The organism is Coxiella endosymbiont of Amblyomma americanum (assembly GCF_000815025.1).
Classification (GTDB): Bacteria; Pseudomonadota; Gammaproteobacteria; order Coxiellales; family Coxiellaceae; genus Coxiella.
Genome location: NZ_CP007541.1, coordinates 434,675 through 456,383 on the forward strand (window position 1 = coordinate 434,675; position 21,709 = coordinate 456,383).

Genomic DNA, 21,709 nt, shown 5'->3' on the forward strand with positions numbered 1-21,709 from the left:
TTAGAAAAATAATATGCCAAAAAGAAAAGATATAAAAAGAGTATTAATTATTGGAGCTGGTCCTATTGTGATTGGACAAGCATGTGAATTTGATTATTCTGGCACTCAAGCTTGTCGAGCCCTTAGAGAAGAAGGATGTTATGTCATTTTAGTAAATTCCAATCCTGCTACTATTATGACTGATCCTAATGTAGCAGATGCTACTTATATTGAGCCTATTAGTTGGGAAGTGATTTCTCGAATTATCAAAAAGGAGAGGCCAGATGCCATTCTACCTACTATGGGGGGGCAAACAGGTTTAAATTGTGCGTTAGATTTGGTTCGAGAAGGCATTTTAGAAAAATATAAAGTGCAGTTAATTGGAGCGTCTCGAGAAGCAATTGATAAAGCTGAAGATCGAGCTTTATTTCAGAAGGCTATGGCTAAAATTGGCTTAGAGACAACTCGTTCTGGATTAACTGGATCTATGGAAGGAGCCTGGCAGATTCTTGATAAGGTAGGATTTCCAGTAGTTATTCGATTATCCTTTACTTTAGGGGGAAGTGGAGGGGGTATCGCATACAATAGGGATGAATTTTTAGAAATCTGTACTCGTGGTTTTGAATTGTCTCCTACCAATACAGTGTTAATTGATGAATCTATTGTTGGGTGGAAAGAGTTTGAATTAGAAGTAATAAGAGATATAAAAGATAATTGTATTGTTGTGTGTAGTATTGAAAATATAGATCCTGTAGGTATCCACACTGGGGATTCTATTACCGTTGCTCCAGCTCAGACATTAACAGATAAAGAATATCAACGTATGAGGAATGCTGCTATTGCAATCTTGCGAGAAATTGGAGTCGAGACTGGTGGTTCTAATGTACAATTTGCAATTAACCCAGAAGATGGGCGCATGGTTGTAATTGAAATGAATCCACGAGTGTCTCGATCCTCTGTTCTTGCCTCAAAAGCTACTGGTTTTCCTATTGCAAAAGTTGCAGCAAAATTAGCAATTGGCTGTACTTTAGATGAACTGCGGAATGAAATCACAGGTGGTAAGATTCCCGTTTCTTTTGAACCTTCTATTGATTACATTGTAACTAAAATTCCTCGCTTTAATTTTGAGAAATTTCCTCAGACACAGCCTCGACTAACGACACAAATGCAATCAGTAGGTGAAGTCATGGCTATTGGTCGCACTTTTCAAGAGTCTTTACAAAAAGCTATTCGTGGATTGGAAATTAATATTTGCGGATTAGAGTCTAAAATAAATGAAGATTTTCAGTTAGTAGATGAAACCTTACGTGAAGAGATTAGCAAGGAGCTACGTTTTGCTAGTCCTGAACGTTTGTGGTATCTTGCGGATGCTTTTCGAGTAGGTTTTAGTTTAGAAGAAATCTACAAAAGAAGTCAGATTGATCGATGGTTTTTAGCGCAAATAGAAGAATTGGTATGGCTAGAGTCAAAAGTGAAAAATACACCAATCAAAGAATTATCCTATGAAAAATTGCTTTATTTAAAACGTAAAGGATTTTCGGATAGGCGTTTGGCGCAGCTTTTATCACATACTACTGAAGAAAATGTGCGAAATTATAGGCATAAACTAAAAATTTTACCTGTTTATAAACGAGTAGATACTTGTGCTGCTGAGTTTTCGGTGAATACAGATTACTTTTATTCAACTTACGAAGAAGAGAATGAATGCCTTCCAACAAAGAGAAATAAAATAATAGTATTAGGAAGCGGGCCAAATAGAATTGGACAAGGGATCGAATTTGATTATTGTTGTGTGCATGCGGCTTTAGCGATGCGTGATGTAGGTTATGAAAGTGTTATGGTTAATTGTAATCCAGAAACTGTTTCAACAGATTTTGACATCTCCGATCGTTTATACTTTGAATCTCTTACACTAGAAGATGTTTTAGAAATTGTGAAAATAGAAAAACCTAAAGGTATTATCGTCCAATTTGGAGGACAAACACCTTTGAAGCTAGCTGGAGCATTAGAAAAAGCAAAAGTTCCTATTTTAGGAACACAGCCTGATGCTATAGACCGAGCTGAGGATCGTGAGCGATTTCAAATGCTGATTCGAGATTTAAGACTACAACAACCTCCTAACGGAACGGTACGTAGTGTAGAAGAAGGTTTACGTTTGGCAAAAGTATTCGCTTATCCATTGATCGCCCGTCCTTCTTATGTATTAGGCGGAAGAGCTATGAGAATTATTTACAGCGAAAAAGAATTGACTCGTTATATGACTAAAGATGTCATTTTTTCAAAAGACGAGCCTTTGCTTTTAGATAGATTTTTAGAAGACGCCATAGAAGTAGATGTTGATGCGGTATGTGACGGTGAAAATATTTTAATTTGTGGAATTTTAGAGCATATTGAACAAGCTGGCGTCCATTCTGGAGACTCCTCTTGTGCTTTTCCACCGCATAGTTTGAACATGAAGATACAAGATCAATTGCGAGAACAGGTTTTTTTGATAGCAAAGGAACTCAATGTGATAGGTCTAATTAATACTCAATTTGCAATTCAGGGAAATGAAATCTATGTACTTGAAGTTAATCCACGTGCTTCTCGGACTATTCCTTTTCTTGCGAAAGCTACAGGATTACCGTTAATCAAAATTGCAGCTCTCTGTATGATAAGTATTTCTCTAAAAGAACAAGCTGTTCAAGAGCATTTTCCTCGTTATTTTTTTGTGAAAAAGCCTGTTTTTCCTTTTAATAAATTTTCAGGTGTCGATCCTATTTTAGGACCAGAGATGCGTTCTACAGGAGAAGCTATGGGAATAGGAGAGAATTTTGGTCAAGCTTTTGCGAAAGGTCAGTTAGCTGGTGGTGATGCTATGCCTCGAGAAGGACGTGCGTTTTTGAGTGTTCGCGATGCAGACAAAGGAAAAATTATAAAAGTAGCTAGTACTTTAGTAGATTTAGGATTTGAAATTATTTCTACTAGAGGTACTGCTAGGGCATTACAAAAAGCGGGAATCTTTTGCACAATTGTTAATAAAGTAACTGAAGGTCGTCCACACATTGTTGACATGATTAAAAATGATCAAATTAATTTTATTATTAATACTACAGAAGGTGAACAAGCCATTGAAGATTCTAATGTTATTCGAATTAGCGCGGTTCAACATAAAGTATGTTATACAACAACATTAGCAGGTGGAGAAGCTACTGTTTTAGCTTTACGGACTGAAGGTGATTTAAATCACCTTCAGTCTCTGCAAGAACTTCATCGACAAGAAGAATGAAAATTACGTTATATAAAAAATCTTATTTCCACGTCATGAAGGTAATTGTAGGCAAAGGGAAAATTCCTTATATCAGGACAGGATAAAACGTTAAATACGAGTTTACTATTAAAAACTAGTAAAATTAATGTTGACATTAGTGAAGTCGTTATTGAAATTTTCAAGATAGTAGAAAACAGTGAGATGCGAATTATTGTTCCTATAACTAAAAATGGTATGGCTAAATTGCGCTCTGAACTAGAATTTTTAAAAACGGTTGAGCGACCTAGGGTTATCGCTGCTATTACAGAAGCGCGTTCTCATGGGGATTTGAGGGAGAATGCTGAATATCACGCCGCAAAAGAACATCAATCATTTATAGAAGGACGTATTTTAGAAATTGAAGCAAAGTTGTCCAATTGTCAGATAATTGATATTACTCATATTCCTAACGATGGGAAAGTGATTTTTGGAGCTACGGTTACACTTTTAAATTTAAATACCAAAAATACAGTTATCTACCAAATTGTAGGAGTAGACGAAGCTATTTTAAAAGAGAATAAAATCTCGATATTATCACCTTTAGCAAGAGCCTTAATTGGAAAATACGTAGAAGACGTCGTAGAAGTGAAAGCTCCGAAAGGTATCACAAAATACGAAATCGTAAGTGTCACGTATCTTTAATGAAAGAAAAGATTCATCACCCTGTTTAAAGAGTAAAGTCGTCCAGTTTTACTGGACACGTAATCTTAATTTTCTAATTTATTTTTACTGTGTTTTCCATTTAATACTACATCCCTGACTTGGGTATTGCTTGCAATCCATCGGTTGCTTCAAGATTATATTATCTAATGCTTTGCTAAGATCATTTCCTGTAACGGGAATATTTTTTCCAGGACTTGATGCATCAAACCGACCTCGATAAACACAAACAAGATTATCATCGAATGCGTAAAAATCTGGAGTACATTCCGCTTGGTAAGCTCGTGCAACTTCTTGAGAATCATCAAAAAGATACGGAAAAGTATACTTAAATTTTTCCGCTATAATCTTCATATTTTCAGGAGAATCTTCTGGATAATTATTGACATCATTAGAATTTATAGCAACAAATTGAATGCCTTGGGCTTGGTATTTTTTTGTTACTTCAATTAATTTTTTTTGAATATGCTGAACGAACGGACAATGATTACAAATAAACATAATAACTGTTGCAACATTAGATCTTAGTTGGTTTAATGACTTTTTTTCACCACTGACAACATCAAGTAATGTAAAAATTGGAGCCTTCGTTCCCAAGGGGATCATTCTAGAATTAGTTAAAGTCATACACAAAACCTCATTTTTATCATGTATCCTAGGCAATTAACTTCATAATATTTGTGCCGTCTTTCACTAATTGCAACATAAAGAAGCGACTAATGTGTCGTGTATATTATAACATAAAGAAGAATAATAGAAGGCAGTATTTATTATTTATACAATAATTTATTAGTTTGGGGTTCTCATACGTGTTTTATATCTTTTATCTCGCGTAAGGATATAAAGATACACTAAGACACATTTTCATTTGTTTTACCATAACATATACCGACTGATTTAAATAAGATGAATTATACATACGCACTGCACAAAAGCGATTAAATAAAACACTATAATAGAAAATTATAATGTAAAAGCTTCTAGTTTTTTTTCAATTAATTGATTTTTTAATTTTACATAAATAGGCATACCGTTTTTATACGGTGGGTAAGCTTCGCCCTGAATTAGTGGTTTTAAATAATAATGACAAGATTTGGTAATTCCAAATCCATCTTTGGTGATAAAATCTTTCGGCATTTTACGTTCTGCATTAGCTACTTGAGATAATGGTGCAGTGCCTACTCGCCACTGATAGTTTTCATTGTTTTTACGTTGAATGGTAAGCATTATGTTGGATGTTTTAGTAAGAGCATATTCAATAGCAGATTTCCCTAATGCATAAGCTTGATCTAGATCTGTTTGCGAAGCAAGATGTCGGGCAGCACGTTGCAAGTAATCGGCTACTGCCCAATGATATTTAAATCCAAGATACTTTTTAACCAGGCAAGCTAAAACAGGAGCGACTCCTCCTAATTGCTTATGACCAAAAGCATCTTTGCATTCCGATTCTGTGATGAATCGACCATTATCTATACGACGAATTCCTTCTGAAGCTACAATTACACAATACCCATATCTATATACCATTTCTTTGACTCTCTTAAGAAATGTCTTAATTCGTAAAGGAATTTCTGGAAATAAGATTATGTGCGGGGCATCACTAGGATATTGTTTACCTAATGCAGAGGTTGCTGCGATCCAACCAGTATGTCGTCCCATAACTTCTAAAATAAAAACTTTAGTAGAAGTGGCTGCCATACATTTTACATCTAAAGCAGCCTCTTGTGTAGAAACAGCTATATATTTGGCTACAGATCCAAATCCAGGACAACTATCCGTAAATGATAAATCATTATCAATTGTTTTAGGGAGACCAATACAAACCAAAGGATAATTCATAAATTGGCTCATTTTCGAAATTTTATAGATGGTATCTTGTGAATCTCCTCCACCGTTATAAAGTATATAGCCTATGTTGTGAGCTTTAAAAACTGTAATAAGACGCGTGTATTGCCTATGATCTTGCTCGATATCGGTAAGTTTATAACGACAAGAACCAAAAGCACTAGCAGGCGTATAGAGAAGGGAAGCAATGTCTTCTGAAGATTCTAAACTTGTATCAATCAGTTCTTCTTTCAAAGCACCGATAATTCCATTTCGTCCAGCTAATACTTTATTGATTTTAGCAGGATATTTTTTTGCAGTTTGAATAACCCCGCAAGCTGTAGCGTTAATAACCGCTGTTGCCCCACCAGATTGGGCATAAAATACATTTTTTTTACTTTCCATCATTTTATATTTTCTCAAGCTGTTAGATGTAAAAATAGAAGTTATTGCATGAAATTATTTAATTTTCAAAGCATGAGTATCGTATAGATAATTATCAGAAATTAAAATACTGTGATACATTTTAATGTTATCCTCTTATCATATTAATTTTTTATAAAAAAGAATGACGTCCAAACTAATAGGGTGATACAATCTGCTACTGCTAAAAATAAGCTATTTTTAGAAATTCAGTCTTCAACTTTAAATAAATTGTAGGAAATTTCCCCTAAGTTTTAACATGCGCAATAAACACCGATTAGCGATTAATATCTCCGTATTATGTGACATTATAACAATAATTTTATCGAGTGAGGTGTTAGTCGATGGAATTTAAAAAGAAAAAAAAGGTATCAGAATCAGCTATTCATGATCAAACTTATAAAATCTTCCCTAACGATTTAAATGCTACAGATACGGTATTTGGTGGATTAGTGATGGCTATTTTAGATCGAACTGCTTTAGTAGTTGCTGAACGGCATAGTGGACATACCTGCGTGACAGCATCAGTAGATGCTTTGCACTTTTTAGCTCCAGCGACTCGGGGAAATATTTTATTAATTCGTGCTGCACTCAACCGCGCATGGAGAACTTCTATGGAAATTGGAGTAAAAGTCCTAGCAGAGAATGTAAGGACAAGAGAAATACGTCATATTTTGTCAGCTTATTTTACTTTTGTAGCAGTAGATGAAAATCTACATCCAACCGAAGTACCATCCGTAGTACCCGAAACAGATGTTGAAAAACGACGTTATGAAGAAGCTGATCATCGCCGTCAACATCGACGAACCGAAGCTGACGATCGGCGAAGAAGACGAGCGCTTTTTAGCGCGAGAGAATATATAGAATAAGTAATGTAACAGTAACACACAATGTAATGTTAATGTGTGGTATTTTCATTTTAAAAAATGAGTACCGTACGCATTTTTTCTGTTAGCTTCTTACTAAAAAATTAGTATTAAAGTTCCACGCCATCTACCAGAATAAAAACAAGTGTCTTTATGTTTCTGTACGCAGTGAATGTTTAGTTTTTTCCACCGATGTTCAGGTGGAATAACAATAAAGCGACTGATATCCTTATCGTTTAACCAAATGGTTTTATACAGGCAGTGTTGTAGCATAATCAAATGTTTAGGTGGCAATGATGCTACACGCAAATTTATTGATCCTACCCACAATGGTAAATAATAATTTTCAAATTTTACTCCAGATTTCCATAATCTGAGTTCGACAATAGAGGTAGTGCAAGGCAGGTGTTTAATCATGAACAAGATAGGAGGCTTACCTCGGTACAGCCAGGAAAATAAAGGAAAGTGATGTTCCGGTTTATAACTTGTAAACCACTCTAAAATAGTCCAAATACCTGCCTTAGAGTGGACTATTTGCCATCCTTGCTGCTCTAACAACTGTTCGATAGTATCCAATCGATCTACCCATTGAATATTGAACGGCTGAATGAAATGACCAAAACGATCGGGTCGAAAAATGGGAACATATTGTAAAGGATTTTTCCACCACGTTTCAATTAGGATTTTTCGAACAGGCCAAATAGGAGTATAACAATGTATTAAAGTTCGGTACTTAGCTTTACTAAAAGCAGACCAAGGAAGCACAACAGCAAGAATTAAAAACGCTAACCATTTTAAATTGCCAAAAGGCTGTTGAGGATAACGTCGGTACAAAACTATTGTACTCAACAAAATAGTAAGCCCGAAAAGAAAACTACCTAAAATATCTTCTAACCAATGTGTCCCTAAATATAAACGTGAATAACTTATCAAAATAATTGTAATAACTAAAAGAGTATAAGGAATCCACTGCCACTTTTTAGAAATCTGCTGAGCTACTAAAAAAGCAATAAAACCAAAAGTAGGGAGACCAAATCCTATATGTCCACTAGGAAAAGTAAAGAAAGGATAATGCCAAACAGAAAATCCTGCAGGTCGTGGAGCTTGCACTAAATTTTTTAAAATAACAATAAGACATCCTGTTATTAGAGTAGTGCCTGCTAAGTACATAGCAGGGCGAAAGAGTTTTTTGATAGAAAGAGCAGTTACCAGTAATAAAATAACACTTATTATCACCCGATAATCACCTAGCATTGTAATAATAGTAAAAATCTTATCGATATTTGAAAATCTTAAACTTTGTAAAAAATAAAAAACAGGTTTGTTAAAGTTAGTCAAAGATCCTAGAATCATGGTAATAACGACTAGCGCACAAAAAAAACAAAGACTGAAGCATGCTAGGATTATCATAACTAACTGATAATGATCTTTAGGAGTTTTACGATTAGTAATCAATTTCCTTAAAGGGTGAGAGGAATAGCGACGACATATCGATTTCCATAAACGATTAGCGTAACCATCAATTATGCATACTAAAAAACCAAAAAAATTTTGGATAGCCCAAAGAATAAGCCACAGAAAAATAATAACAACCATACCTGTTAATATAAACATAGTTATTGTACGATATGGCAGTTGAAGTGATATTGCACCAATGATCGTTCCTGGTAATAAATAAGCAATTGCCCAAAATATTGTCGATGGAACAGCAGCAAGGAAAAAACGTGACCAACTCATTCTTAATAATCCTGCAATTAGAGGTATAGAGCTTCTTACAGGACCAAAAAAACGACCAATTAAGATACTTTTTCCACCATGCTTTCTGAAGAAAGTTTCTCCTATTGTCAACCATTGGGGATACCGCTTAAAGGGCCAAACGAGATAAAGACGATCGTCCTTATTATAATACTTTCCTACAGAAAAACCAACGGTATCTCCTATTAATGCCCCTATTGAAGCAAAAAATAGTGTAACGTCTGCCGAAATGATTCCACGACCTACTAATATGCCAATAACCGACATGGTAATAGAACCAGGAACAATAGTTCCAATCACAGGTAAAGACTCAAAGAGTGATATGAGAAAAGCAAATAATATTCCCATATAAACATGAGCTTGTAGATAATGATCAATTTTCGTTAGATAGTGTTCAATCATCTGTTTCTTATTTTATTTAAAATAAAACTTTAATTTAAAAAAAGAAAATTATAAAAAGAAAAATTTATGTTGCGTGTTGTTGTGCCTGCAGATCAGCATGATACGAAGAACGTACTAATGGACCACTAGAAATACTGATAAATCCTAAATTTTTAGCAAGTTTACCCAATTCGTAAAATTCTTTTGGTGTTATGTACCGATCGACTTGCATATGATAACGAGAGGGTTGCAAATATTGACCCAGCGTTATCATATCAACACCATGTTTTCGTAAATCTTGCATTACAGATTTTATCTCTATACGTGTCTCTCCAAGTCCTAGCATTATACCGGATTTAGTAGGAATGCCAGGAAAGATTTTTTTAAATTTCTGTAATAAAGCTAATGACCATTGGTAATCCGAACCAGGCCGAGCTTGCTTATACAACCGAGGAATTGTTTCAATATTGTGATTGAAAATATCTGGTAATCCTTCGGAAAGGATATACAGGGCTTTTTCCATTCGTCCACGAAAATCTGGCACTAAAATTTCAATTTTAATACCTGGGTTTTTCATGCGGACAGCATTAATACATTGAACATAATGCAAAGCTCCTCCATCTCGTAGATCGTCCCGATCTACTGATGTAATAACTACATATTTTAAATGCATGAGGTGTATAGTATTAGCCAAATTACTCGGCTCTTCAGGATTGAGAGGGTCAGGTCGTCCGTGGCCTACATTACAAAAACTACAACGTCGAGTGCATTTGTCACCCATAATCATAAACGCAGCGGTACCATGACTAAAACATTCACTTAGATTAGGACAAGCGGCTTCTTCACACACTGTTACTAGTTTATTGTCTCTAAGTAATACCTTTAGTTTTTCAACTTTATTGTCAATGGGCAAACGAGTTCGAATCCAAAAAGGTTTTTGTAGTGGAATACCTGTGGGTTCTATTTTAATTGGGATGCGTGATAACTTTTCTTTACCGAGAGATTTTTGAGTTGGATTATATTTTAACATCAGTAAAAAACTCCAATGTATGCTCTATTTTAATAAAAGGTTGTATATACCTAAAATTTTTTAGGAGAGATGATGTGATTGTTTGACGAATTGTAGATAGATTAATATTTTTTATATAATCATTGATTTGCGTTACAACCAATCCTGCCATTCCACAAGGATTAATATAAGAAAAGGGGGTTAAATCCATCGCTACGTTACAAGCTAACCCATGATAGCTTCGTCCATTGCGCACACGCAAGCCAATAGAGCATATTTTTGCTCCTTCCACGTAAACACCAGGAGCCTCCTCATTGCCTCTGGCATTGTTGATACCAAATTGTTTTAAAAAATCGATAACAGTATGTTCAATAACACGCACAAAAGACCGAGTTTTGAGATTAAGGCGATTAATGTCAAGCAGAAGATATATAACAATCTGTCCTGGGCCATGATAAGTGATCTGTCCGCCTCGATCACATTGAATAAGAGAAAAACCATGTATATCTAATATATTTTCTGGTTTTCCAGACAATCCTTGCGTAAAAACAGGCAAATGTTCTAACATCCAAATCTCGTCTATGGTACTGGAATCTCGTTGAGAAGTAAACGTTCTCATGGCATTCCACACTAGTTCATAAGATACTATTTGATCAAATTGTCGAAGGATAATATCCATATAAGATACCAAAACATTTTACCCATAAACGAATTATAAAAACCAGAGAAAACAAATTTGGTTTTTAATTAACACCTAAGACTAAGAGTGATAAGCGACAGTATCGCAACAGTAAGAAAAACTTTAATTCTATTAGTGAAAATGTTTAATATTTTCTTTTCATTTTACCTACAATTATTTTAAATTATTTTGTGTAGTTAATACCGAGACTCATTATTACAGCTCCTATTAAATAGTCTAATTTTAAAAACTCTACTACTCTTTTCACATTCTACTCTTTTTACTGTTGTATTTAAAATAAAAAACGCGTTAATCTATAAACGTAAAAATATAAGCAACGACAAAAAAGAAATTAGTAATTTCTCCTTTTATTATTTGTTTCGTATATATCACCCCATAAAGCATAATAATCTAAAAAACATATTTAATCGTAAATATTATAGATAACGCGAAAAGCGATTATATTTTTTCTCAATAAAATTATATTAAAAACCGGATTATATTTATAAAAGTTTTACTAAACATTTTTTTAAAAAAAGTACAATATGATCTAGAACTCGGGATAATAGACCTGATATCGGATCTTCTTGTAATGCCATTAACGGTGCTTTGATAACTAGATTTCCACTAACTGTAACACTCATTATTCCATAGGATTGACCTTTTTTTATTGGCGCGTGTAAATACGGATCTAAAAATTGAATAGTAGCTTTTAGATTTTTATTATTTTCTATAGGAAGAGTGATGTACAAAGAATCTACTGTACCAAAATTTATATATTTACATTTACCTAACCAAATACGTTTTCGAATAATAGGTGTATGAGCGTTAAACAGTCGTTGAGTTTTATAAAAATGAAATCCATAGTTTAATAGAATTTCAGAAGCAAGCGCGCGATCGTTATCAGTAGGTGCCCCAAATACTACAGTAATTAATCGCATACCTTTACGTTGTGCGGATGCGACTAAACAATAACCTGCTTTTTTAGTATACCCAGTTTTTAAGCCGTCTACTGAAATATCACGCCATAGCAAACGATTGTGATTAGGTTGTCTAATGTTATTGTAAGTTAACCACTTTTTAGAAAAAAAATAGTAGTATTCAGGAAAGTTTTTAATAAGAGCACGAGTTAAAAGAGCCATATCGTAAGCAGTAGAATAATGATTCGGGTAAGGTAATCCTGTAGAATTTACGTAATGCGAGTTTTTCATTCCAAGATGTTGTGCTACCTGATTCATCATTTGGGCAAATGTTTCTTCTGATCCAGCTATATATTGAGCCATCGTTACACAAGCATCGTTTCCAGAAGCAACAACAATACCTTGAATAAGACTATTAATTGGCACATGTGAACCTTCTTTTAAGAACATCCTAGATCCGCTTGTACGCCATGCATTTGTACTAACTGTTGCTTTATCATCCAATAAACGAATTTTCCCTGTTTTTAATGTTTGAAAAGTTATATAAAGCGTCATTAATTTAGTTAAACTAGCGGGTTGTAAACGAAGATTCATATTTTTTTCAGCGATAATAATTCCTGATTTAGCATCCATCAGTACATAACTTCTTACATTTAAATTATCAGGAGGTGGTATCAAAGATGATTGTATTTTAAATATCTGAGCTGCAGTAGAAATTCCTTCATCTATATCTCGTCGGATGATATTATCTGCGTTAGCCATTAAATTAGGAATGATAAAAGAAGAGAGAAGTAAGCTAATTGTACACAGAGTAATAAACTTTACATATGGATACGAAGACCGCATTTTAGATTTTTTAAAGTACTCTACTTCTCATTGAATCAAAGAATATTGTGGATTAATTGTAAAGTTCTCCCCACTAACATTATACTTAAGAACCCTTTAGCTGATTCTAGCGTAATTTACAGTATTATGGAATGTGATTAACTAAAGTCGTATAATTAGCTTCTTTTTTTAAATAGCATGAAGGTGCTTGTATGTCTATTGAGCAAACTCTATCAATTATCAAGCCGGATGCAGTTGCCAAAGGTATTGTTGGGGAAATTTATAAGCGTTTTGAACAAGCGCATCTAAGAATCATTGCAGTAAAAATGCAATACCTAAATGAAGAACAGGCTAAAAGGTTCTACATTGTGCATAAAAGCAAAGCATTTTACAAAGAGTTAATTAGGTTTATGACTCAAGGTCCAATATTAGTTCAAGTGCTTGAAGGCGAGAGTGCTATTATTAAAAACCGTAAACTTATGGGAGCTACTGATCCTAAAGAAGCAGAGCCGGGAACTATTCGGGCTGACTTTGCAGATTCTATTAACAAAAATGTTATACATGGTTCTGATAGCCATAAAACAGCACGGGAAGAGATTGCTTTTTTCTTTAAGCCGGAAGAAATTTTTTCGAGTAATTCGTAGATAGATGCTTAATTTTTTTCTAACATATCAAAGTCATATTAATCATCGACTGGAAAATTTGTTACCTGATCAAACACAATCTCCTATACTTCTCCATCAGGCCATGCATTATTCTGTTATGTCTAAAGGAAAGCGGTTACGCCCATTATTGGTGTATGCGACTGGATTTTTTTTTGGGACTGATCCGATACAGATGGACAATATAGCTTGCGCTGTCGAACTTATTCATTGTTATTCATTGGTGCATGATGATTTACCAGCGATGGATAATGATAATTATCGCCGGGGTAAACCTAGTTGTCACAAAGCTTTCGATGAAGCGACAGCTATATTAGTTGGTGATGCTTTACAGTCATTGGCTTTTGAAATATTGGCTAGAGAAAATAATTCTCATTTAGTGGCTATTTTAGCACATGCTTGTGGTTCTTTAGGAATGGCTGGTGGACAACAACTTGATTTATCAAATAAAAGTAATGTAATTAATGAAAACATTTATCATCTAAAAACCAGTGCCTTATTTTGTGCTACTATTGAGCTAAGCGCGCTTTATGCTCAATGTGTGGATGAAAATTTGTTGCGGAAATTGCGCAAATTAGGTGCAATTATTGGGTTGATTTACCAATTACGTGATGATTTAAATGATCGATTTGATATTAGAGATAAAACGTATAATATCATTAATGAACGCATTAATTTACTATACAAAAAAGCAAAATATCTAACGTCTAAATTAGATGGAAATATTGCTTTCATTAATTCGATAGTCGATTTTTTGCACACTCCTGCTCTCTAAAGAAGTTTTAAAAAATTTTTAGATTTTTAAGATTTTTAAGTCGAAATCCAGATTGTGATCGTTTTTTAAACATTCACGAAGATGATTATGTTGCCTTAATGTCTTGCTAATATACTGCTAATTGCATTTTTTAAGATTTTACCAACTGTATTAATGAAACAAACATTTTTAATAATATTTATTATCCTTAATCCTATACAGAAATAATTTATAAATAACGCATAACGCACTTCTAGGCAGCTAATAATTTAGGTATAATGTATCCTGTTTCTAAGTGTTTTTCTTCTATAGGAATATTGTTATGACGGAAGAAAATATAAAAATTAATGTTGTATCTCATAATATTAACGAAGATAAGAGAACACCAGGAACGTTGTTGCGTGAGGCTCGTCAAGCTAAAAATCTTCAGCAAGATGAAATAGCCAAACAAATGCATTTAAGTGTTCAATGGATAAAAAATCTAGAGAAGGACGATTATTCTCAAGCTCCTGCTATAATTTATATACGAGGTTATCTGAGATCTTACGCTCGTTGTGTTGGACTTGCACCTGAAGAAGTAATAGCTGCGTTTGATAATTTAGCATTAAATGAGACATTTAAACAAACAAGAACACTTGAAAAAAAATCTATGGAGTATAAAGCAATTCCGGTGATTGTGCGTTCAACTAGAATGATTACAAATCGCAAGGTGATTTTTTGGGTTACTTTTTTGGCTTTAGCCGTTTTAGTTGCATTGGTTGACATCTGGTGGCATGGGAAAAAACATTTCGAAGAACAAAATCATCAGCAAATACTAGCAACAGCAAGACTGAATCAAGATGTACCTGCATAAGAAACTGCGCATGAATCAGCACCTCGTATAATATAAGCAATGAAAATAAGATTTTTCTTTTTCAGGTGTTATGCTATTGATGAAAACGGTTAAATCTATTCGAGGAATGAAAGATATTCTTCCTAATGAAGTGTTTTATTGGTCTTTTCTTGAGAAAACATTTCGTACGCTTGTTACTTCTTACGGTTATCATGAAATTCGTTTTCCCATAGTGGAAAGAGCTTCTTTATTTAAACGTACTATTGGTGTAATTACGGATATCGTAGAAAAGGAAATGTATACTTTCTTAAATCGCGATAGTGAAAATGTTGCATTGCGTCCAGAAGGAACTGCTAGTTGTGTACGGGCAGGTATTCAAAATGGTCTATTCTATAACCAAATTCAAAGATTATGGTACGTAGGGCCTATGTTTCGTTATGAAAGACCACAAAAGGGTCGGTATCGTCAATTTCATCAAGCGGGTATAGAGACTTATGGAATAGCAAATCCTGCTATTGATACTGAGTTAATGCTAATAGGTAATCGCTTTTGGAAATTACTAGGTCTAGAGAAGCATATCGTTTTACAATTAAATACACTAGGCACACAAAGCTGTCAATCAAATTACCGTAAAAGATTAATACATTATTTAGAGTCACGAAAAACAGAATTAGATAAAGATAGCCAAAGACGACTAATTACTAATCCGTTGAGAATTTTGGATAGCAAAAATCCCGATATGCAATCTATTATTATGGAGGCGCCAAAACTGTTGAATTATTTGGATGATGAATCTTATCGTCATTGGAACCAATTACAAGATCTATTGAATCAGACAAATCTTTTTTATGTTGTAAATCCTAATTTAGTTCGAGGTCTTGATTATTATACTCATACTGTCTTTGAGTGGACAACAGGTAATCCGTTAAATGCTCGAAGCGATATAACTTTATGCGCAGGGGGGCGTTATGATAATCTTGTAAAACACTTAGGAGGGCAGCCAACACCAGCAATTGGATTTGCCGCGGGTTTAGAACGAATAATCTTGTTACTACGGGACGTGCGTGAATACATGTCTCGTTCTGATATCTGTTTTATAGTAGATGGAGAGCGAGCAATGAGTCGAGGTTTAATAATTGCAGAGCATTTACACGACGTCTTACCTTGTTTAATTATAGAGATTCACCTCAATGGTGGTAGTTTTAAAAATAAATTTAAACGTGCAGACAAGAGTGGTGCAAAATGGGCTCTGATTATCGGTAAAGAAGAAATGAAAAAAAACAAAATAACCGTTAAAACTTTGCGCGAGGTTTTACCACAACAACAGCTTGATGATAATGAATTAATTACTTATCTGAAGAATAACCTATTAAAATAGTTTTCAATATCTTTTTCCCAAGACAGTAATATGGTTTATCTGCTCATTTTGTGTTTATTTAAGGTTTGTAAAATCGAATTTGTATAAGATATTAAATATTTTTAAAAGCTTCTCTCTACATACTAAACTTTTATATCCAAGATGGAACTACAATGTTCCTTTTAAAAGAGAGATTTGTAATTAAGTTTTAATTGTTTAAATTTTTAAAGAAAAAGGTATAAAAATGCTTCCAGTTATTGCTATTATTGGTAGACCCAACGTTGGTAAATCGACATTGTTTAATTATTTAACAAAAAGCCGAAAAGCAATAGTAACTGATATTCCTGGAGTTACAAGAGATCGTCAGTTCGGAACAGTAATGATCGGATCTCAACGCATTTTGGTAATAGACACAGGTGGTTTAGTATATTCAAAAAAATCTACTGTGGAATCTCTCTCAGAGATTCAGGCAAAACAAGCAATTAAAGAATCAAGCCATATTTTGTTCGTAGTGGATGCAAAAACAGGTCTGACTACTTCTGATGAGATGATCGCTAATCAATTGCATAAAAAAAATAGAAAAGTTTTTCTTGTAATTAATAAAATAGATGCAAATAGACTAAAATCAGTGAAAAACGAATTTTATCGATTAGGTTTTCATGAATTTTACGTGATTTCAGCGAAACGAGGCAGTGGAATTAATGCATTGATAAATAAAATTTCTAATGAATTGATGTTACTGAAACAAAACAGTGTAGAAAAAGTACAGTCGACAATTAAAATGGCAATAATAGGTCAACAAAATGTGGGAAAATCTACTCTTATTAATCAGTTACTAGGTAAAGAACGTGTTATTGCCTGCAATCAACCAGGAACAACCAGAGATAGCATTTACATTCCTTATATTCGCGAAAGCAAAAATTACACATTAATTGATACAGCGGGTATTCGAAGAAAGGTAAAAATTTGCGATTTAGTAGAGAAATTATCGGTTATTAAATCAATACAAACAATGCATGTTGCTGATGTCGTAATCTTTATGTTAGATGCCAATAACAGTGTATGTACACAAGATTTACGATTATTAAATTTGATCATTAAAATTGGTACACCTATGGTTATAGCTATTAACAAATGGGATTGTCTAGAGAATAATAAGCGTGAAACAGTACAAAAAGATATTAATCAAAAAATATCCTTCGTAGATTTTGCTTGTGTTCATTTTATTTCTGCATTAAAAGGAAAAGGAATAAGACAATTATTTCAAACAATTGATAAAATCTATCAGTCAGTTTGGCAAAAACTGACCTCTAATCAATTAACAAAAGCTTTAGAAACAGCGGTTTTGGAACACGCACCACCGTTAGTAAAAGGAAACCGACGAGTACGTTTACAGTATGCACATCTCGGTAATCGACATCCGTTAACTATTGTCATCCATGGTAAGAATATAAAATTTCTTTCTCAACCGTATTTTCGCTATCTTTCCAATTTTTTTCGAAAAACATTTAATTTTATTGGAATGCCAATTCATATAAAATTAAAATCGGCTGTCTCGAGAAGTACGTCTACATTTAATTTTGGATAACCTACTAATTGATCAATACAAAGACAACTGATTTAAAAACTTTATGGCCTTAGATCAGCCGCATATTTTAATCGTCTTTCTGAATTATTATATTTATAATATAGCTCATAATCAAAGAGGTAGTAATGTATTTGAATAATACTTAAATTGTATTTAAACAATCAATTGAAAATTGCTTTCTAAGGTAAAGCTCTCGTAGTTTATTTACAGTATTCCAGAAGATTGAATTATATATTTTCGGTTTTACAATACGGTGATTAATAAAACTCATTCTATAAGGAAAAACTACATTAAAATGACCAAACTATTAGCTTTAGAAACCGCAACCGTTGCTTGCTCGGTTGCTCTTTGGATAGATGGAGATATTACTCAGCGGTTTGAAATCGCTCCACAAAGACACTCAGATATTCTTTTAAACTTAGTTGATACATTACTGAATAATGTTCAAATAACCTTACAGGATCTTGATGCCATTGCTTTTGGATCTGGTCCAGGGAGTTTTATAGGTGTACGTATTGCCACTGGAATTGCACAAGGAATCGCCTATGCAATGGACCTCCCGATAATTCCGGTTTCAACATTACAAGCGTTAGCTCAAGCAGCTTATCAACAAATAAATAATGAGAGCATAGTTTCTGGATGGGATGCCCGTATGAATTCTATTTACTGGGGGGTGTATAAAGTGGACTCAGAAAAAATTATGCAGACGATCATTAGTGACCATGTAGATTATCCGATAGATATTCGATTTCCAAAAGGAAAATGGGCGTATGTTGGAAACGCGTGGTCCATATATCAATCCATTCTACCGATGCATTGTCAGCCTATAAAAAAAGATATCTATCCTAATGCTGCTTCGGTAGCAATAATTGCTCATCAGAAATTCAATAAAGGTGATATTTTATCGCCAGAAGAAGTAGTGGAGCCTACTTATATTCGTGAGAGAATAGTTAATTTCTTATAGACTATTCAAAATAAAGAGATACTTTAGCAATATTTTTTACTTTTGTAGTGATGCTTTGATACTGTGATGCCAGTTGTTCTTTTTCTTTTTGAACTGCTGATAATGGAAGGCAAATTTCAATATAAACTTTTTTATCTAGATAGTGAAGTGTTATCCGTCGAATATCTTTAAAACTTGGAAATTTTTTCCAATGAATTTTTGTAATACGATAAATGTCTTCGCGACTAGGTAAATTTATTGAAAACGTTGATACAGTGTCATTTTCCGGATCAATATGTACAATAACATCAGCAATATAAGAAAAGCTGTTTATAAGACTAAGATGAACTTTTTCACTAATATAGTGCCCTTCTGATACACTGATGTCTGGAGCAACTTGAATATGGACATCTATAAAAACATTACTACCGTGTAATCGAGAGCGCAATTGATGCATGGATAGAACACCTGGAACAGCTTTGATGGTATTAATGATGTTTTCAAAAGTTTTATCATCAACAGCGGTGTCAATAAGTTCCTGAATATTTTTCCATAGCATTTTCCCACTCACATACAATATTAGAAGTGTGATAATTAAGGTACCGATAAAATCAAGAAAAGTAATACCGGAACGAGTCCCAATCGCACTAATTAAAACAACTAATGAAATAAGAGCATCACTGCGATTATGCCAAGCGTTAGTGCGTAATAGATCAGAATTGATTTTTTTACCAATTACTAATGTATAACGAAATAAAATTTCATTTACAATTATAGAGATGGCGGATACTGTGATGACAGGAAAAGTCGGTATAGCAAGATGAACGTGATGCATAAAATGCAATATCGTACTAAAAGTGATTCCTACAACGACAAAAATTAAAATAAAAGAGATAGCAATGGTCCCAATAGTCTCTATACGACCGTGCCCATACGGATGTTCTTTGTCTGGTGCACGAGCTCCTAATAGACTTGCTGTGATTATTAGTCCATCCATAAAAAGATCTGATATGGCATGAATTCCATCGACAATTAAAGCGTGAGAGTAACCAATAATTCCTATATTTATTTTCAATAAAGCAAGTACGGTATTCGTGACAGCGCTTACAAGCGCTATTCTTATAAGTAAGGCAAGGCGACGATTTTTATTTTTCAAAAAGACCCACTATAATGGTTGTGTAGTTGTTTGTTGTTTAAATAGTCCAATTTATGATATTATACCAGTGGTTTTGTAGTATATTAAGAAACTTTATGTAAAAGAAAAAAGTTTTAAGTCAAGATGAAGATGTTTAAAACTAGCCCATTTAACTAAAATTATGCTACGACGATGATACATTTAAATGTCAAAGAAGGGCGCTTTAGCAGAACAACAATCGTTTCAAACACCACTTTTATCGATTACTTAGTGAAATTTTAATAAAGCGAGGTTTAGTTAGTTCTAATTATGGTATCTTTGAAGTGTTGATTAAAATTTTGGAGTTAGTGTAATGGCTAGTAAAAGTTATTTTCAGAAAGTCGTTGATAGAACCTATAAATACGGATTTGTTACGGATATTGCCATGGATGTAATTATCCCAGGGTTGAACGAAGATGTTATCAGACTTATCTCAGAGAGAAAAAATGAACCTAGTTTTATGTTAGAATGGCGACTTCGAGCTTATCGTCATTGGATAACTATTAATCCTCCCCAATGGGCGCATTTACGTATAGCACCAATTGATTATCAATCTATTAGTTATTATGCAGCACCAAAAAAGCAAAGTAAAAGACTTACAAACTTACAAGAAATCGATCCTAAACTACTTGAAACTTACAATAGATTAGGCATTCCGCTGCATGAACAGAAATCTTTTACGAACGTTGCTGTAGATGCTGTTTTCGATAGTATTTCAGTGGCGACGACTTTTAAGGAAAAATTAGCTTCGGTAGGAATTATCTTTTGTTCATTCTCAGAAGCAATAAAAAAATATCCTGATTTAATTGAGAGTTATTTAGGTAGCGTTGTTTCTTATCGCGATAACTTTTTTGCTGCGCTAAATTCAGCTGTATTTAGCGATGGTTCATTTGTGTACGTACCAAAGGGGATACGATGTCCTATGGAATTATCCACATATTTTCGCATTAACGCTGCTAATACTGGACAATTCGAAAGAACGTTGATCATCGTTAACGAAGGTAGCTATGTAAGCTACTTGGAGGGGTGCACGGCTCCACAAAGAGACGAAAATCAGCTGCACGCTGCTGTAGTAGAATTAGTGGCATTAGCTGATGCTGAGATAAGATATTCCACTGTACAAAATTGGTATCCTGGAGACGCACATGGAAATGGTGGAATTTATAATTTTGTAACAAAACGCGGTATATGTTACGGAAATAATGCAAAAATTTCTTGGACACAAGTTGAAACAGGATCTTCAATTACTTGGAAATACCCGAGTGTTATTTTGAAGGGTGATAATTCTGTTGGTGAATTTTATTCGGTAGCTTTAACAAACAATTTTCAACAGGCTGATACTGGAACGAAAATGATTCACATAGGTAAGAATACTAAAAGTACGATTATTTCTAAGGGAATTTCTGCAGGTTATGGGCAAAATAGTTATCGTGGTTTAGTTCGTGTTGGATCTAATGCTACAAACGCTTTTAATTACAGTCAATGCGACTCTTTATTATTAGGTAATCAATGTGGTGCTCACACTTTTCCTTACATCGAAGTAAAAAATTCTACGGCACGCGTTGAACATGAAGCCACTACCTCTAAAATTGGAGAAGATCAATTATTTTATTGTCGACAACGTGGTATTAACGAAGAAGATGCTATCTCAATGATAGTCAATGGTTTTTGTAAACAAGTTTTTCAAAAGTTGCCCATGGAATTCGCTGTTGAGGCGCAAAAACTAATGGAAGTCAGTTTAGATGGATCTATTGGGTAAAAAAGCTAATCGATAAAAAGACTGTATCTA

Annotated in this window: 17 protein-coding genes; 10 read left to right on the forward strand and 7 right to left on the reverse strand. The window is 33.9% G+C overall.

Features of this window, described 5'->3' with window-relative positions; all coding sequences use genetic code 11:
• Positions 1 to 13: 13 nt before the first annotated feature.
• Together carB and greA are read left to right on the forward strand one after the other, a co-directional pair.
• Positions 14 to 3,247, forward strand: a complete 3,234-nt coding sequence (carB, locus tag Z664_RS02055) for a carbamoyl-phosphate synthase large subunit (protein WP_039670020.1) — start codon at positions 14 to 16, stop codon at positions 3,245 to 3,247.
• Between the two features lie 183 nt (positions 3,248 to 3,430).
• The gene (gene greA, locus Z664_RS02060) at positions 3,431 to 3,910 is read left to right on the forward strand and encodes a transcription elongation factor GreA (protein ID WP_039670021.1); all 480 of its coding nucleotides are present in this window, start codon (positions 3,431 to 3,433) and stop codon (positions 3,908 to 3,910) included.
• A gap of 84 nt (positions 3,911 to 3,994) precedes the next feature.
• Here greA and Z664_RS02065 read toward each other — a convergent pair whose 3' ends face one another.
• Both Z664_RS02065 and Z664_RS02070 read right to left on the reverse strand, forming a co-directional pair.
• Positions 3,995 to 4,555, reverse strand: a complete 561-nt coding sequence (locus Z664_RS02065; protein WP_039670022.1) for a thioredoxin family protein — start codon at positions 4,553 to 4,555, stop codon at positions 3,995 to 3,997.
• 336 nt (positions 4,556 to 4,891) lie between these two features.
• Positions 4,892 to 6,157 carry a 6-phosphofructokinase gene (locus tag Z664_RS02070; protein ID WP_039670243.1) on the reverse strand — a complete coding sequence of 422 codons (1,266 nt, stop codon included), beginning with the start codon at positions 6,155 to 6,157 and terminating at the stop codon, positions 4,892 to 4,894.
• Positions 6,158 to 6,519: 362 nt separating this feature from the next.
• On the opposite strand from Z664_RS02070, the gene Z664_RS02075 reads away from it, so the two are divergent.
• Positions 6,520 to 7,044, forward strand: coding sequence for an acyl-CoA thioesterase (locus Z664_RS02075; RefSeq protein WP_039670023.1), 525 nt, complete (start codon positions 6,520 to 6,522; stop codon positions 7,042 to 7,044).
• Positions 7,045 to 7,137: 93 nt separating this feature from the next.
• Here the strand turns inward: Z664_RS02075 and Z664_RS02080 are convergent, their stop codons facing one another.
• The 4 genes from Z664_RS02080 to Z664_RS02095 all read right to left on the reverse strand — a co-directional run bounded on the left by Z664_RS02080 (position 7,138) and on the right by Z664_RS02095 (position 12,547).
• Positions 7,138 to 9,198, reverse strand: a complete 2,061-nt coding sequence (locus tag Z664_RS02080; RefSeq protein WP_052246340.1) for a bifunctional DedA family/phosphatase PAP2 family protein — start codon at positions 9,196 to 9,198, stop codon at positions 7,138 to 7,140.
• Between the two features lie 64 nt (positions 9,199 to 9,262).
• Positions 9,263 to 10,207 carry a lipoyl synthase gene (gene lipA, locus Z664_RS02085; protein WP_039670024.1) on the reverse strand — a complete coding sequence of 315 codons (945 nt, stop codon included), beginning with the start codon at positions 10,205 to 10,207 and terminating at the stop codon, positions 9,263 to 9,265.
• Complete coding sequence (gene lipB / locus Z664_RS02090) at positions 10,194 to 10,865, reverse strand: lipoyl(octanoyl) transferase LipB (protein WP_052246341.1); 672 nt, start codon at positions 10,863 to 10,865, stop codon at positions 10,194 to 10,196. The genes lipA and lipB overlap by 14 nt, the downstream gene beginning before the upstream one ends.
• 503 nt (positions 10,866 to 11,368) lie before the next feature.
• Complete coding sequence (locus Z664_RS02095; protein WP_148115131.1) at positions 11,369 to 12,547, reverse strand: D-alanyl-D-alanine carboxypeptidase family protein; 1,179 nt, start codon at positions 12,545 to 12,547, stop codon at positions 11,369 to 11,371.
• 275 nt (positions 12,548 to 12,822) lie between these two features.
• Here Z664_RS02095 and ndk point away from each other — a divergent pair, with 275 nt between their 5' ends.
• From ndk to tsaB, 6 genes are all read left to right on the forward strand, one after another.
• Positions 12,823 to 13,254 (forward strand): nucleoside-diphosphate kinase, encoded by a 432-nt coding sequence (gene ndk / locus Z664_RS02100; protein WP_039670026.1) that lies wholly within the window; start codon positions 12,823 to 12,825, stop codon positions 13,252 to 13,254.
• Between the two features lie 4 nt (positions 13,255 to 13,258).
• A complete protein-coding gene (locus Z664_RS02105) occupies positions 13,259 to 14,047 on the forward strand; it encodes a polyprenyl synthetase family protein (RefSeq protein ID WP_039670027.1) in 789 nt (262 codons plus the stop codon).
• 301 nt (positions 14,048 to 14,348) lie between these two features.
• A complete protein-coding gene (locus Z664_RS02110) occupies positions 14,349 to 14,879 on the forward strand; it encodes a helix-turn-helix domain-containing protein (protein ID WP_052246342.1) in 531 nt (176 codons plus the stop codon).
• A gap of 76 nt (positions 14,880 to 14,955) precedes the next feature.
• Positions 14,956 to 16,236, forward strand: a complete 1,281-nt coding sequence (gene hisS / locus Z664_RS02115) for a histidine--tRNA ligase (RefSeq protein ID WP_039670247.1) — start codon at positions 14,956 to 14,958, stop codon at positions 16,234 to 16,236.
• A gap of 223 nt (positions 16,237 to 16,459) precedes the next feature.
• Entirely contained in the window at positions 16,460 to 17,803 is a 1,344-nt protein-coding gene (gene der / locus Z664_RS02120; protein ID WP_039670028.1) for a ribosome biogenesis GTPase Der, read from the forward strand.
• 295 nt (positions 17,804 to 18,098) lie between these two features.
• Positions 18,099 to 18,767 (forward strand): tRNA (adenosine(37)-N6)-threonylcarbamoyltransferase complex dimerization subunit type 1 TsaB, encoded by a 669-nt coding sequence (tsaB, locus tag Z664_RS02125; protein ID WP_039670029.1) that lies wholly within the window; start codon positions 18,099 to 18,101, stop codon positions 18,765 to 18,767.
• Position 18,768: 1 nt separating this feature from the next.
• Here tsaB and Z664_RS02130 read toward each other — a convergent pair whose 3' ends face one another.
• Positions 18,769 to 19,902 (reverse strand): cation diffusion facilitator family transporter, encoded by a 1,134-nt coding sequence (locus Z664_RS02130; protein WP_039670030.1) that lies wholly within the window; start codon positions 19,900 to 19,902, stop codon positions 18,769 to 18,771.
• A gap of 331 nt (positions 19,903 to 20,233) precedes the next feature.
• Here Z664_RS02130 and sufB point away from each other — a divergent pair, with 331 nt between their 5' ends.
• Positions 20,234 to 21,679, forward strand: a complete 1,446-nt coding sequence (gene sufB / locus Z664_RS02135; protein WP_039670031.1) for a Fe-S cluster assembly protein SufB — start codon at positions 20,234 to 20,236, stop codon at positions 21,677 to 21,679.
• Positions 21,680 to 21,709 lie beyond the last annotated feature (30 nt).